The sequence below is a fragment of the Comamonas fluminis genome, assembly GCF_019186805.1.
GTDB lineage: Bacteria > Pseudomonadota > Gammaproteobacteria > Burkholderiales > Burkholderiaceae_C > Comamonas > Comamonas fluminis.
This window is the reverse complement of sequence record NZ_CP066783.1, coordinates 3188348-3202765: the sequence shown is the minus strand read 5'-3', so window position 1 is coordinate 3202765 and position 14418 is coordinate 3188348. Positions and strand designations below refer to the sequence as shown.

General features: G+C 60.2%; 11 protein-coding genes. 10 read left to right on the top strand and 1 reads right to left on the bottom strand.

Features of this window, described 5'->3' with window-relative positions:
- The first annotated feature begins 45 nt into the window (after nucleotides 1-45).
- From JDW18_RS14900 to JDW18_RS14865, 8 genes are all read left to right on the top strand, one after another.
- On the top strand, nucleotides 46-873 hold the full coding sequence (locus JDW18_RS14900) for a polysaccharide deacetylase family protein (protein WP_218240185.1): 828 nt from the start codon (nucleotides 46-48) through the stop codon (nucleotides 871-873).
- A gap of 21 nt (nucleotides 874-894) precedes the next feature.
- Entirely contained in the window at nucleotides 895-1875 is a 981-nt protein-coding gene (locus tag JDW18_RS14895; RefSeq protein WP_218240184.1) for a sterol desaturase family protein, read from the top strand.
- A gap of 14 nt (nucleotides 1876-1889) precedes the next feature.
- Nucleotides 1890-2768 (top strand): EI24 domain-containing protein, encoded by an 879-nt coding sequence (locus tag JDW18_RS14890; protein WP_218243924.1) that lies wholly within the window; start codon nucleotides 1890-1892, stop codon nucleotides 2766-2768.
- 299 nt (nucleotides 2769-3067) lie between these two features.
- Complete coding sequence (gene glnA, locus JDW18_RS14885; protein WP_218240183.1) at nucleotides 3068-4483, top strand: type I glutamate--ammonia ligase; 1416 nt, start codon at nucleotides 3068-3070, stop codon at nucleotides 4481-4483.
- Between the two features lie 178 nt (nucleotides 4484-4661).
- Complete coding sequence (locus JDW18_RS14880) at nucleotides 4662-5183, top strand: hypothetical protein (RefSeq protein WP_218240182.1); 522 nt, start codon at nucleotides 4662-4664, stop codon at nucleotides 5181-5183.
- 39 nt (nucleotides 5184-5222) lie between these two features.
- Nucleotides 5223-6332, top strand: coding sequence for a nitrogen regulation protein NR(II) (gene glnL, locus JDW18_RS14875; RefSeq protein WP_246609951.1), 1110 nt, complete (start codon nucleotides 5223-5225; stop codon nucleotides 6330-6332).
- Nucleotides 6333-6380: 48 nt separating this feature from the next.
- On the top strand, nucleotides 6381-7913 hold the full coding sequence (gene ntrC, locus JDW18_RS14870) for a nitrogen regulation protein NR(I) (RefSeq protein WP_218240181.1): 1533 nt from the start codon (nucleotides 6381-6383) through the stop codon (nucleotides 7911-7913).
- 228 nt (nucleotides 7914-8141) lie between these two features.
- Entirely contained in the window at nucleotides 8142-8858 is a 717-nt protein-coding gene (locus tag JDW18_RS14865) for a hypothetical protein (RefSeq protein ID WP_218240180.1), read from the top strand.
- Between the two features lie 8 nt (nucleotides 8859-8866).
- Here the strand turns inward: JDW18_RS14865 and xth are convergent, their stop codons facing one another.
- Entirely contained in the window at nucleotides 8867-9643 is a 777-nt protein-coding gene (gene xth / locus JDW18_RS14860) for an exodeoxyribonuclease III (protein ID WP_218240179.1), read from the bottom strand.
- Nucleotides 9644-9813: 170 nt separating this feature from the next.
- Between xth and cas1f the strand changes: the two genes are divergently transcribed.
- Together cas1f and cas3f are read left to right on the top strand one after the other, a co-directional pair.
- Nucleotides 9814-10818 (top strand): type I-F CRISPR-associated endonuclease Cas1f, encoded by a 1005-nt coding sequence (gene cas1f, locus JDW18_RS14855; protein ID WP_218240178.1) that lies wholly within the window; start codon nucleotides 9814-9816, stop codon nucleotides 10816-10818.
- Nucleotides 10815-14396, top strand: a complete 3582-nt coding sequence (cas3f, locus tag JDW18_RS14850) for a type I-F CRISPR-associated helicase Cas3f (RefSeq protein WP_218240177.1) — start codon at nucleotides 10815-10817, stop codon at nucleotides 14394-14396. Before cas1f ends, cas3f begins: the two co-directional genes overlap by 4 nt.
- Nucleotides 14397-14418 lie beyond the last annotated feature (22 nt).

Here is a 14418-nt window from a genome sequence, read left to right as displayed (position 1 = left end):
GCAAGAGTCTTTCAGACTGTGTATTGACCACCTCAAGGAGGGTGGATGCTAAGACGTCAATTCATGCTGGCTGGTACTGCAGCCGCATTGCCAGGCCTTGCAGCGGCTGCGGTGGGTACTTCTAAAACCATAGCTGCAGGCGCTTGCTCCAAGCTGGTTTACCTGACTTTTGACACCGGGCACATGGGCATTGCCCAACTGGTGGCTCAGGTGCTGCAAAAGCACAAAGTGCCGGTAACCTTTTTTGCCGCCAATGAGGCGGCGAAAGAGGGCGGCACCAGTCTGGGTGATTTCTGGGCGCCCTGGTGGAAGGCCCGGGCGGACGAGGGGCACCAGTTGGCTTCTCACACCTACGACCATATGTACTGGCAGGCCGATATCCGGGACAAGGACACAGGGCAGGTCACGCATTTCAAGGTCAAGCCATCGGCCGGGCCGCGTGAGGGCCAGAGCTTTGTGGTGTCTGCCGATGAGTACCGTGAGGAAGTTGCACGCTCTGCGCGTCGCCTGCAGCAAATAACCGGGCACAAGCCTTTGCCGCTGTACCGTGCCCCGGGTGGCAAGACATCACCAGCATTGATCGCAGCAGCCCAGCAGGGCGGTTATCAGTACGTGGGCTGGGCGCCTGCGGGCTTTTTGGGCGATGAACTGCCCAGCGATAAATATCCCAATGCGCGGCTGCTGAGTCAGGCGCTGAAAAATATCCGCAGCGGCGATATCTTGCTGGCCCATCTAGGCATCTGGTCACGTCAGGACCCCTGGGCACCGGCGGTGCTTGAGCCTTTGATTGTGGGTCTGCTGGATCAGGGTTTCTGTTTCCGTACGCTGGCCGAGCACCCGGCCTATCAGGGCTGGATTGCACAGCACCGCTGAGTGCGGCACGAGGAGTGAGTTGTGGAGTGGTTGGTTCAGACTTTTGCGGATGCGCAGCAGCGCCTGTTTGAAGGCGTGGTGCAGCCTTTCTTGTTCCATTTCGGTATGGCCAATCTGCTTGAAGACGGCTATACAGCCACAGGCTGGCTGCTGGTGGGGCTGCTGGAGATTGCAGTCATGATCGCTGTCATCGTGCCCCTGCAGCGCTGGAAGCCGGTGGAGCCCGTGGTGGACCGTCAGGCCATTCGTGTGGACATTCTCTACACCCTGATTCACCGGCTGGGCCTGTTCCGGCTGGCCCTGTTTTTCACTGTGGATCCGATGTGGGATGCCCTCATGGGCCAGCTCCATGTCTGGGGTCTGCCCGGTTTTCACCTGGACGATATCTGGCCGGGTGTGACGGACAACGCCTGGGTCAGCCTGGTGCTCTATCTGATCGTTTTCGATCTGGTGGAGTACTGGATTCACCGCGGTCAGCATGGCTTGACCTGGTGGTGGAAGCTGCATGCCGTGCACCACTCGCAGCGCCAGATGACGGTGTGGAGCGATAACCGCAACCACTTGCTCGACAGCGTGATTCACGACGCCATCATCGTGCTGGTGGCGCAGGCAATTGGTGTGGCACCCGGGCAGTTTGTGGCCATCGTGGCATTGACCCAGCTCAGCGAGAGCTTTCAGCACGCCAATGTCCGCATCTGGTTTGGCAAACTGGGCGAGCGCCTGTGGATCAGCCCGCGCTTTCACCGTCGTCACCATGCCATTGGCATTGGTCATGAACCTCTGGCGCCAGTGCGCAACAAGAAAGTGCATGGCAACAACTTTGGCGTGCTGCTGCCCTGGTGGGATATGTTGTTTGGCACGGCCAACTTTGATCTGCGCTACGACCCCACAGGGATTCGCGATCAGGTGCAGCCCAACGCACAAGGTCAATTGCGGGATTACGGCCGTGGGTTCTGGGCGCAACAATGGCGAGCCGTCCTACGATTGATGGGTCGCGCATAAATCAATCCTTGAGTATGCTTGCCAGCATGAGCTTGCTACTCGACTCTTTCTGGCGTGCACTGGCGTATTGCCTGCATAAGCGGGTGATTGCGTGGTCCCTGTTCCCCTTGCTCCTGATGGCGCTTCTGTCCTGGGGGCTGGGTTACTTGTTCTGGGCCGATGCCGTGCTCAAGGTTCAAAGCCTGCTGGATGGCGTGGGGTGGCTGCACACCGTCTGGCTGTGGTTCCAGTCCCATGGCGTTGGCTATGCTTCAGAGGTTGTTGCATCCATTCTGGTCGTGCTTGGGGCTACGCCAGTGCTGGTGGTGCTGGTGCTCATGCTGGTGGGGCTGTTCATGGCGCCTGTGCTGACTGATCTGGTGGCGCAGAAGCGTTTTCCCCAGATGGAGAAAAAGCATGGCGGTTCTTTCGTGGCCAGCGTACTCTGGTCCGGTGGCTCCACGGCCATTGCGCTGCTGGCCTTGATCGTCACCCTGCCTCTGTGGGTCTTTCCGCCCCTGATGCTGGTGGTGACGCCGCTGATCTGGGGCTGGCTCACATACCGTGTCATGGCCTTCGATGCGCTGGCAGATCACGCCAGCAAGGAAGAGCGACGCAGCCTGTTTGTACGCCACCGACTGTCGCTGATTCTGATGGGCGTCATCTGCGGCTATCTGGGCATGGCCCCGGGCATTGTCTGGGTCTCGGGGCTGGTGTTCCTGGCGGCATTCTGGATTCTGATTCCCATTGCCATCTGGATTTATGCGCTGGTGTTCGCGTTCTCGGCATTGTGGTTTGCCCACTTCTGTCTGGCAGCACTGGCGCAGCAGCGTGGCCAGCAGGGGCCGGGGGAGCCCTCTGCACAAGTTCCCTTTGCCCCGGGCATGGCCGGTAGTGCTTCTTCTGCGCTGTAGCCAGCATGCACCAAACAGGCGCTTTTATTTATTGGCACTATTTTGGTGCATAAGAATTCACCAAAATAGTGCGTTTTGGCAAAGCCATCTTGCGGTGCGACAATATGCACCGCTTTGGAGCCTTCTCAGGCGCCCCAAATTGCGTGGCTGTCTTATATGCTTGCCCTGAATATGCTTATGGATTCATGGCTTTGCCTTGAACTCAGGCATCTTGATGCAGCGTGTTGGCAAGTTGGCACGCAAACTGCTTAGTACTATTTATCCTTTTTTGATCAGCCAAATTTGGCAGGAGAGATCTGATGGCGAAGACCGTTGCAGACGTGATGCAGATGGTGCAGGACAACGAGGTCAAGTTCGTGGACCTGCGCTTTACCGATACCCGCGGCAAGGAACAGCACGTGACAGTGCCTGTGTCGCACTTCGACGAGGACAAGTTCACCTCGGGCCATGCTTTCGACGGTTCTTCCGTGGCAGGCTGGAAGGGCATCGAAGCCTCGGACATGCAGCTGGTTCCTGATCCCAATACAGCCAATATCGATCCCTTCTTTGAAGAGACCACACTGATTCTGCAGTGCGATGTGATCGAGCCCAGCGATGGCAAGGCCTATGACCGCGATCCCCGCTCTATCGCCAAGCGCGCAGAAGCCTATCTGAAGGCTTCCGGCCTGGGCGATACCGCTTACTTCGGACCAGAACCCGAATTCTTCATCTTCGACGGCGTGCGCTGGGGTACCGAGCCTCAGAACCCCTTCTTCGAAATCGAAGAATACGAAGCGCCCTGGAACACCGGCACCAAGTTTGAAACGGGCAACCGTGGCCACCGTCCCCGTAACAAGGGCGGCTACTTCCCCGTGCCTCCCGTCGACAGCACGCAAGACATGCGCGCTGAAATGTCCCTGCTGCTGGAAGCCGTTGGCATTCCTGTCGAAGTGTTCCATCACGAAGTGGCGGGCGCTGGCCAGAACGAAATCGGCACACGCTTCTCGACACTGGTCGAGCGCGCTGACTGGACCCAGCTGCAAAAATACATCATCTGGAACGTGGCCAACACGTACGGCAAGACGGCAACCTTCATGCCCAAGCCCTACGCTGGTGACAACGGCTCCGGCATGCACGTGCACCAGTCCGTGTGGAAGGATGGCAAGAACCTGTTCGCAGGCGACGGCTATGCTGGCCTGTCTGACTTCGCGCTGTACTACATCGGCGGCATCATCAAGCACGCCCGTGCCCTGAACGCCATCACCAACCCTGGCACCAACAGCTACAAGCGTCTGGTTCCCGGCTTTGAAGCGCCTGTGAAGCTGGCTTACTCGGCCAAGAATCGCTCCGCTTCCATCCGTATTCCTTACGTGAGCAACCCCAAGGCTCGTCGTGTGGAAGCTCGCTTCCCCGATCCACTGATGAACCCTTACCTGGGCTTTGCGGCTCTGTTGATGGCGGGTCTGGACGGTGTGGAAAACAAGATCCATCCTGGCGAAGCTGCCACCAAGGATCTGTACCACCTGCCTCCCGAAGAAGACAAGCTGGTGCCTACCGTCTGCCACAGCCTGGATCAGGCCCTGGAAGCTCTGGATGCCGACCGCGCCTTCCTGACCAAGGGTGGTGTGTTCTCCGATGCGATGATCGACGCCTACATCGAACTGAAGATGGGCGAAGTCACTCGCTACCGCCAGTCGGTGCACCCTGTCGAATACGACATGTACTTCTCGCTGTAAGGCGAAAGACTCAAAAAGGCGGCCTGGCCGCCTTTTTTATTGCACCAGCGGTTGACCTGGCTGGGTCAGGGAACCTATCGGTCTCAGGTGATACCAAGAAATGACGACAACGCAATGCGCTTGGAGCGATACTCACTCCATTGCAGTCAAGCAGTCGCAGTCTGCCTGAGAGGAGCCAATGAAGAAGTTTTTAGTGTTGCCATTGCTGATGACCGTGGGTGCTGCTGCTTGGTCGCAGGATGTGATCTACCGTTGCGGAAATGAATACACCAACAATGTTTCACAAGCCAAGGCAAAAGGTTGCAAGCCGGTAGATGGCGGTGGGGTAACCGTGATTCACGGCACCCGTCCATCTGGGGGCAGCAGCACGGGTGGCAGCGCGGCTGCAACAGCGCCCAAGGCCAAGCCAGCTGCGCCTGCGTCCTCAAGTCCCGCGCCAGTGCGCAGCGACAATCCTGCCCAGAAAGCCCGTGACTCTGATGCCCGGGCGATTTTGCAGTCCGAGCTGAACAAGGCGCAAAGCCGGCTCAACACCTTGCGTGCCGAATACAACGATGGCAATCCCGTGCGCACGGCGCTGGAGCTGCGTAACCCGCAGGGCTACCCAGAGCGCGTAGAAAAGCTCAAGGCCGATATCGCCCGCCAGGAAAGCGATGTGGCTGGTATTCGCCGGGAGCTGGATCGTCTGCCTGCCAATTAACGCAGTCGTGCAGGGGCTGCTTCACCGGTTTTTTGTCTCATGAACGCATTTGCAGCCCCTTTATCCGAGGACTTCCCGGCTACCAGAAACACCAGTCAAAGTCAGAGTTTTCAGTCTCTTGACTGGCTGTGCACGCTGATTGCCGTGCTTGATACCCAGGGCGTGGTGTGCTTTGTCAATGCCGCGCTGGAAAACGCGCTGGGTCAGTCGCGCCGCACCATGGAGGCCACAGAGTTTGCGGTGTGCTTCTCAGAGCCAGCCTTGCTGGACAAGGCCTTGAGCGGTGCCCGCTCCAATGACTTTGCTGCCTTGCGCTTTGAGGCTGCCTTGCTTCGGCTGGGGCAGGAATCCTTGCCCGTGCATGTCACCGTCTCGCTGGTAGAGCAACTGGGCCATGTGATGGTGGAGATGTGGCCGCTGGAGCAGCAGGCCCGCCAGGACCGTGAGGAGCGCATTCGCGAGCAGGCACAGGCCAATAAAGAGCTGATTCGTAATCTTGCCCATGAAATCAAGAACCCTCTGGGGGGCATTCGTGGTGCGGCTCAGCTGCTGCAGATGGATCTGGCAACGCCAGAGCTGCGCGAATACACCACTGTCATTGTTCATGAGGCCGATCGCCTGCAGGCACTGGTTGATCGCCTGCTGGCACCCCATCGTCACCCCCACGAAGTGGGCGACGTCAATATTCATGAAGTCTGCGAGCGCGTGCGTTCGCTGGTGCTGATCGAGTATCCGCAGGGACTGAAGATCACGCGTGACTACGACATCTCGATTCCTGAGTTTCGCGGCGATGGCGCGCAGCTCATTCAGGCCTTGCTCAATATCGTGCAGAACGCAGCTCAGGCCATGAACCTGCGAATTGCGGCGGGCGATGCCGAGATCATTTTGCGCACACGGGTGGCGCGACAAGTCACCCTGGGACGCCAGCGTTACAGACTGGCATTGGAATTGCATGTCATTGACAACGGTCCAGGCGTGCCCGATGCCATCAAGGAAAGAATCTTCTATCCCTTGGTGTCCGGCAGGGACGGGGGCTCCGGTTTGGGGCTGACTCTGGCGCAGACCTTTGTTCAGCGCCACCATGGTCTGATCGAGTGCGACAGCCAACCCGGCAGAACAGATTTTCGAATTCTGATTCCCCTGCCATAAGCCGCCTGACATCATTTATCAGACGAAGAAGGGAAGGATGCAACAGCAATGAAGCCAATCTGGATTGTGGACGACGACCCTTCCATCCGCTTTGTGCTGGAAAAAGCACTGGGGCGTGAGGGCTGGCCTATTCGCAGCTTTACCCAGGCTCGCGATGTTCTCAAGGCCCTGGCTGATGTGGACAGCACGGATCCTCAGCGTCAGGCGCCTCAGGTGCTGGTCAGCGATATTCGCATGCCCGGCGGCTCAGGCCTTGAGCTGCTGGAGCAGGTGAGGGCGCAGCAGCCCGGCCTGCCCATGATCATCATGACGGCCTACTCCGACCTGGACAGCGCGGTTTCTGCCTTCCAGCGTGGAGCTTTTGAGTATCTGCCCAAGCCGTTTGACGTCCCGAAGGCGGTGGAGTTAATTCGCCGCGCGGTGGAAGAAAGCCAGCGCGAGGAAGTTGCCGATATCCAGACCCCCGTTCAGGCCGAAATGCTGGGTCAGGCGCCCGCCATGCAGGATGTGTTTCGGGCGATTGGCCGCCTGAGTCAGAGCCAGGTCACTGTGCTGATTACCGGTGAATCGGGGGCAGGCAAAGAATTGGTGGCCCGAGCATTGCATAAGCACTCTCCCGTTGCAGGTGGGCCGTTTGTAGCTATCAATACTGCAGCAATCCCCAAAGACTTGCTGGAGTCGGAGCTGTTCGGTCACGAGCGTGGCGCCTTCACCGGTGCCCAGACGCAGCGACGCGGTCGCTTTGAACAGGCCGAAGGCGGAACGCTGTTTCTGGATGAAATTGGCGACATGCCTTTTGAGTTGCAGACGCGTTTGCTGCGTGTGCTCTCCGACGGGCATTTCTATCGGGTGGGCGGCCATCAGGCCGTCAAAGCCCATGTGCGCGTTATTGCCGCCACGCACCAGGATCTTGAGCAGCGCGTTAAAGACGGGGCTTTCCGTGAAGACTTGTTTCACCGTCTGAACGTCATTCGTCTGCGCTTGCCCGCCTTGCGTGAACGCAAGGAAGACGTGCCCATGCTCACGCAGCATTTCCTGCAGCAAAGTGCGCGGCAACTGGGCGTTGAGCCAAAGCGCATGAGCAGTCAGGCCATGCACAGGCTGCAGACGTTCAGCTTCCCGGGCAATGTGCGCCAGCTGGAGAATATCTGCCACTGGCTCACCGTCATGGCGCCAGCGCAGCAAATTGCACTCAAAGACTTGCCTCCAGAGGTGCTGGGCGCTGCGCCGCCGGGGACTGCGCAACTGCCTCCTGCTGCGGCGCTGCCCGTGGCCAGTGCCGCTCCCCGGCTGGAAGAGGATTTCAGCGCTATGGCTCATGAGTCTGCAGAGGCTGGGCAGAGCGCTATTCCCTGCGGCTGGCTTGAGGGCTTGGGCAAGCAAGCGCAGGAACTGCTGGCACAGGGGCATAACGATGTCTGGGATCAGCTGTCGCAGAAATTTGAAGCGCAACTTCTGCGCGCTGCGCTGGCGGCTACGCATGGCCGGCGTGTGGAGGCTGCAAATCGTCTGGGCATTGGCCGCAACACCATCACGCGCAAATTGCAGGAGCTGGGGCTGGATAACGAAGAGTTTGATTGAGCAGAAAAGTCAGTCGTTACATACAAGCGACCATCAGACTTTCCTACACCTGCACCATCAGTTTTTGAGGACCCGAAAAAGCACCGGAGGACAATAATTTGCAAATGCTTCCATGATTTGCAGTTGTCCCCCGTGCCTCTCTTATCCTCATTTCACTCTCCATTCGGCTTGAACCGGCTGCTCACTCAGCCCGGTGCATATACGCCTGTGCTGAACAGCGGTGTGGCGATGCCTGAGTCTGAAAAGGCATTCTGGCATCGTCAATACCGGTTTGAGCCCTATTTCGTGGTGGGGCGAAGCTTCGATCAGTACAGCCCTGCCTATCAACTGGGCTGGAACACAGCGCAGATCCGTCAAGCACAGAACGCTGACTTTGACCTCATCGAGCCCGAGCTGAATCAGCAATGGCTGGCGCAGCACGGCAGCAGCCTGCTGGACTGGAATCAGGTCAAGCTCGCTGTCAAAGCCGCCTGGGAGCGCGCGATTGAGCCTCATCTTCAGGATCTTCTGAGCCAGACTGCAGGCAAAAAGCTGGCGCTGACCCGTGAGGCCGGGCGTCAGTTCCGAGAGTGCTGCGGCAACTACCTCTCAACCGGGCATGGCGGCATGCACTCGGAAGCGCTGCAGCGCTTTGCCCAGGTTTCACAAAAGCTGCTCAATGAACTTGAAGCCCTGCCAGTCAACCCGACCAGCCAGCCGCAGACCGCCAAAGGCGCTTTACTGGTGCTGGAGCGTACCCGCCAGGCCTGGCGAGACTCTGCCTTGTTCGCGCCAGCAGTCAGCATCCAAGACGTGTTGGCTAAACTGCAGAAGTGGCTGAGCGCCGCGGAGGCGCTCTATCAGGAAATTCTGCCAGCCCAGGTGCAGAAGCTGGTTCGCCATCACATGCTTGTTCTGCGCGGCCAGCTGCAATCAGTGCAGTGGCTCAGCACCGGCCAAGCCTGACTGGCCTGTCAGCCTAGCGTGACCACGACCGGTGTGTGATCGCTGGGCTGCTTGTTTTTACGGGGCTGACGATCAACCACGCATGCACTGACAGCAGGCTTTAATGCATCGCTGACCAGAATGTGGTCAATGCGCAGACCTCGATTTTTCTGAAAACCCAGCATGCGGTAATCCCACCAGGAAAAGCTTTTCTCGGGCTGCTCGAACATGCGAAAAGCATCCGTCAGCCCCAGCTGCAGCAGCCCCCGAAAATGTTCGCGCTCCTCAACCGTGTGATGGATCGTGTCTTTCAGGCCTGCTGGGTCATAGGAATCTCGGTCTTCCGGGGCCACATTGAAGTCGCCGACCAGCACCAGCCGGGGGTGCTTTGCCATCTCCTGCTGGACCCAGTCGTGCAGGGCATCCAGCCAGCGCATCTTGTAGGCAAATTTTTCAGAGCCGGGTTCTTGGCCATTGACGAAATAGCCATTGATGAGACGAATCTCGCCCGAAGGGCTGTCAATCGTGCTGGCAATAATGCGTGCCTGCTCATCTTCAAAACCGGGAATATTGCGCACCACATCGCGCGCCGCAGTGCGTGTAATCCAAGCCACGCCGTTATAGGTCTTCTGGCCATGGCTAACGGCGGTGTAGCCCGCTTCCTCAAAAGCCATGTGTGGAAACTTATCGTCCGTCAGTTTGAGTTCTTGCAAGCCCAGCGCATCAACGGGATTGGCCTGAAGCCAGTCCAGCACCTGCGGCAGGCGCACGGACAGGGAATTTACGTTCCAGGTGGCTATCTTCATTTTTTGATTCTTTCCAGTTTCAGGCTTGCATCGGCAGGCCATTTCTAACGCGCAATCGTAGCAACTCTGGCGTGTCTCTAGGCAATGAGGGCTGACCGAGGCATGCGCATCTTGACGCTAGTGCTTGCTGTGTTTGCATTGTCTTGTTACAAGTGCTGATGGGAGGCAGCTTGCAAGACATCAAAAGTCAGGATCTCAAAACCATCCTTCATTCAGCACGTGCAAACCTGTACTACTTGGAGCACTGCCGCGTACTCGTCAACGGTGGCCGCGTTGAATATGTGACCGATGCCGGCAAGCGCAGCCTGTACTGGAACATCCCCATCGCCAACACCACCAGCATTTTGCTGGGCACGGGCACTTCCATCACGCAGGCGGCCATGCGTGAGCTGGCCAAGGCGGGTGTACTGGTCGGCTTTTGCGGTGGCGGCGGCACGCCCTTGTTCAGCGCCAATGAGGTGGATGTGGAGGTCGCGTGGCTCACGCCGCAAAGCGAGTACCGGCCCACCGAATATCTGCAAGCCTGGGTGAAGTTCTGGTTTGACGATGAGCTTCGATTAGAGGCCGCCAAGCAGTTGCAAAGCCTGCGTCTGGATCGATTGCTCAAAGAATGGAGCACCCGGGCGCTGCGTGAAGCGGGCTTTAACGTGGATGCGGCGCGGCTGCAGGCGCTGGTCACGCAGTTCAAAACCCTGGTGGCGCAAGCACCCGATGTCACGGCCTTGCTGACCGATGAAGCACGCTTGACCAAGGCGCTGTTCAAGCTGGCGGTGGATGCCACGGGCTATGGCGACTTCACCCGCGCCAAGCGCGGCTCGGGCACGGACAGCGCCAATCGCTTTCTCGATCATGGCAACTACCTGGCCTACGGGCTGGGCGCCACGGCCACCTGGGTGCTGGGCCTGCCGCATGGGCTGGCGGTGCTGCATGGCAAGACGCGGCGCGGTGGCCTGGTGTTTGATGCGGCGGATTTGGTCAAAGACGCCGCCATCTTGCCGCAGGCATTTTTGTCGGCGATGCGGGGTGATGATGAGCAGGCGTTTCGGCGCAACTGTATTGCGGCACTCACGCGCAGCGAATCGCTGGACTTCATCATCGACAGCCTCAAGGCCATTGCGACCGACACCTCACGGCTGGCGCAGCAAGCCAGTGCGGACAAGGCAGGCACGGCATGAACGTGCTGTTTGTCTCCCAATGCAGCAAGCGCGCGTTGACAGAAACCCGGCGCATCCTCGACCAGTTTGCCGAGCGCCGGGGCGAGCGCACCTGGCAAACGCCCATCACCCAGGCCGGGCTGGACACGGTGCGCAAACTGCTGCGCGCCAGCGCCCGCAAGAACACCGCCGTGGCCTGCCACTGGATTCGCGGGCGCGACCATAGCGAGCTGCTGTGGGTGGTGGGCGATGGCCGCCAGTTCAATGCCGAAGGTGCGGTGCCCACCAACACCACGGCCAGCAATGTGCTGCGGGCCGAGGATGAAGCCACCTGGCACCATCTGCCGCTGATCACTGCCTTGGCGGCCCTCGCCGCGCTGCTGCACGACCTGGGCAAGGCCACGCAGGCGTTTCAAGACCGGCTGCGCAACCCTGGCTTGAAAGAACGCAACCACTATCGGCATGAATGGGTGTCGGTGCGCGTGTTTCAGGCATTTGTGGGCACGGATGACGATGCGGGTTGGTTGCAGCGCCTGGCGGCTTGCGCTGATGTGGGCGCGGACGGCAAGGCCTTTGAAGCCCTGTGGCTGGACCACGCCAACGGGCGCTTGCTGCAAGACGGCTTGAGTGATGCGGGCTGGAGCGCCGCGCAAAAAGACGCTGCCAACCCCTTTGTCTGCCTGCCGCCCTTGGCGCAGGCCGTGGTCTGGCTGGTGCTGACGCACCACCGCTTGCCTTGTTTACCCAATCGGCAGGACGCCACCGCACCAGAGGGCGACGAGACGGAAGACGGGCGGCACATCTTCAAGCGCTTTGGTTCGCGCCCAGCCGATGTGTCTGCGCGCCTGCTCCACGGCTTGCTGGCGCGCATCAATGCCGACTGGAATGAACCGCGTGAGGCGGCGAGTGATGCGCAAAAGTGGGCGTACTGGCAGTTTCCCCACGGCCTGCCCGTGCAAGAGCTGCCGTGGCGCAAACAAGCCGCCCGCTATGCGCGCAAGCTGCTCGATCTGGCGCCGCATTACCCGCAGGGGGCCGCGCTGCACGACCCCTTCGCCATGCACATCAGCCGCATGTGCCTGATGCTGGCCGACCACCATTACTCCAGCATCGAAGACGAGGCGCGGCGCAAGCCCTATCGCAATGCCGCGTATCCGCTGCATGCCAATACTGCCAAAAAAGATAGCAGGCAGCGCTTGATGGACGGGCGCAAGCCGCCATTTTTCAATCAAACACTGGACGAGCACCTGCTGGGCGTGCAAGCCCACGCCAGCCTCATCACGCACTCGCTGCCCACGCTGGCGCGCAGCCTGCCTGCGCTGCAAAACCACAAGGGGCTCAAAAAGCGCAACAGCAACCCGCGCTTTCAGTGGCAAGACAAAGCGGCCGACCTGGCGGCCAGCGTGCGCAGCCGTGCTGCCAGCCAGGGTGCGTTCATCGTCAACATGGCGTCCACCGGTTGCGGCAAAACGCTGGGCAATGCCCGCATCATGAACGCTCTGGCCGACCCGGCGCTGGGCATGCGCTGCGCCTTTGCCATTGGCCTGCGCACGCTCACCTTGCAGACCGGGCGCAGCTTTCAGCACGACCTGGGGCTGAACGACGAGCAACTGGCCATCAAAGTGGGCGGTGCCGCCAGCCGCGCCTTGTTTGAATACTGGGAGCAGCAGGCCGAGGCCACAGGCTCCGCCTCTACCCAGGCCTTGCTGGACGAGGGCGGCCAGGTGCTGTTTGAAGGCAATGACCACCACCCCTTGCTGGAGCGCCTGACCGACGACGTCCAGGTGCGCAGCCTGATCGCTGCGCCGCTGCTGGTCTGCACCGTGGACCACCTGACCCCCGCCACCGAAAGCCTGCGCGGCGGCCGCCAGATTGCGCCCATGCTGCGCCTGCTGACGGGCGACCTGGTGCTGGACGAGCCCGATGACTTTGACATGGCTGACCTGCCTGCACTCACCCGCCTGGTGCACTGGGCCGGCTTGCTGGGCAGCCGTGTGCTGCTGTCATCGGCCACCTTGCCGCCGGCGTTGGTGGAGGGACTGTTTCGTGCCTACCGGGCGGGGCGTGCGGTGTTTCAAAAACACCGCAGCGACAGGCCGCACGAGCCCATTCAAGTCTGCTGCCTGTGGGTGGATGAGTTCAACCGCACCGCAGTGGACTGCGCCAAGGCCAGCGACTTTGCCGCTACCCACCAGAACTTTGTGGCGCAGCGCAATACAGAACTGAGCAAGGCACAGGCCCGGCGGCTGGCCACCATCGTCCCCTTGCCCGAAGCGTTACAGGCCGTGGGCTTGGACAAGGCACAGCGCCGCAATGGTTTGGCGCAATTCATGCTCCAGCGCGCATGGGGTCTGCATCAAGCATCTCAAAACCATAGCATTGATCCGGTCAGCGGCAAGCGCGTGAGCTTTGGCCTGATCCGCATGGCCAATATCGCGCCGCTGTTTGACGTGGCACGCGCCATGTATGCGCAGGGCGCACCTGCGCCCGATGTGCGCATCCACCTGTGCGTCTACCACTCGCAGTTCCCGCTGCTGGCGCGCTCGGTGATCGAGCAGCAGCTCGATACCGTGCTCAACCGCCGTGGTGCAGACGATGGCGCTGACCCAGTGTTTCAGCAGCCCAGCATTCGTGCGCTGATGGATGCGCACCCCGAGCCAGACCAATTGTTCATCGTGCTCGGCTCTCCCGTCACCGAGGTGGGCCGGGACCATGACTACGACTGGGCAGTGGTCGAGCCGTCTTCCATGCGCTCGCTGATTCAGCTGGCCGGGCGCGTGCGGCGGCATCGCGTGGCTGAGGTTCAAGTCGTCAACGTGGAAGTGCTGGACACCAACCTGCGCGCGCTGGATCAGCCGGGTAAGGCCGCTTATTGCCAGCCAGGTTTTGAGATGGAACGCATGGCGGCAGGTGGCACCGATGCGGCCACGCATTTCCATCTGGAATCCCATAGCCTGGGCAAACTGCTGGCGCGCCAGCTCAAAGAATGGGGTGGTGCGCAGTGGCCCGTTGACGCACGCCCCCGCGTGGCACGTACCACCGGAAAGCTCAGCCCCAGCCGCAACTGGGTGGACTTGGAGCACGCCCGCATGCGCGACACCATGTTGCCCCGCGAAGCCGACAGCACCGTGACGACGGCCGTCAAACGCGCTGCCTGCCTGTCTTGGTACGAAGGCGATGAAGAAGGCACCGAGGGAACAACGCAGAGCCTGTGGCTGACCGGTGTGCTGCCCCAATACCAGCGCTTTCGCGACGACCCGCAACCGCGTGTGGATGTGGTGCTGCTGCCTGATGAAGACGAAACGCAGCTGCGGCTGCACCGTGTGGTGGATGGCGAGCGGCGCGGTGAGCAGCTCTATGTCTGCATCGACGAATCCCTGCGCACCACCATCCCCGATGCGCAATTGCGCCCCAGCCCGCAGCACGGCGTGCAGCCTTGGGTGCAGGTGGATTTGCTGCAAGCGTTGCAGCAGTTGGCCGAGGCACGAGACCTGTCTTTGCAAGACTGCGCCAAGCGCTACGCCACAGCCAGCCTGCCGGAGAGTACCGGAGGCTGGTTGTGGCATGAGGCTTTGGGGTTTGCCAAAGCTGTCGGATGAATGGACTGTTTTTTTGAATGAG

What these genes read in the sequence shown, in the direction of transcription:
- JDW18_RS14900 (WP_218240185.1), top strand. Translation starts at nt 46, where the DNA reads ATGCTAAGACGTCAATTCATGCTGGCTGGTACTGCAGCCGCATTGCCA.
- JDW18_RS14890 (WP_218243924.1), top strand. Translation starts at nt 1,890, where the DNA reads ATGCTTGCCAGCATGAGCTTGCTACTCGACTCTTTCTGGCGTGCACTG.
- glnA (WP_218240183.1), top strand. Translation starts at nt 3,068, where the DNA reads ATGGCGAAGACCGTTGCAGACGTGATGCAGATGGTGCAGGACAACGAG.
- JDW18_RS14880 (WP_218240182.1), top strand. Translation starts at nt 4,662, where the DNA reads ATGAAGAAGTTTTTAGTGTTGCCATTGCTGATGACCGTGGGTGCTGCT.
- glnL (WP_246609951.1), top strand. Translation starts at nt 5,223, where the DNA reads ATGAACGCATTTGCAGCCCCTTTATCCGAGGACTTCCCGGCTACCAGA.
- ntrC (WP_218240181.1), top strand. Translation starts at nt 6,381, where the DNA reads ATGAAGCCAATCTGGATTGTGGACGACGACCCTTCCATCCGCTTTGTG.
- JDW18_RS14865 (WP_218240180.1), top strand. Translation starts at nt 8,142, where the DNA reads ATGCCTGAGTCTGAAAAGGCATTCTGGCATCGTCAATACCGGTTTGAG.
- xth (WP_218240179.1), bottom strand. Translation starts at nt 9,643, where the DNA reads ATGAAGATAGCCACCTGGAACGTAAATTCCCTGTCCGTGCGCCTGCCG.
- cas3f (WP_218240177.1), top strand. Translation starts at nt 10,815, where the DNA reads ATGAACGTGCTGTTTGTCTCCCAATGCAGCAAGCGCGCGTTGACAGAA.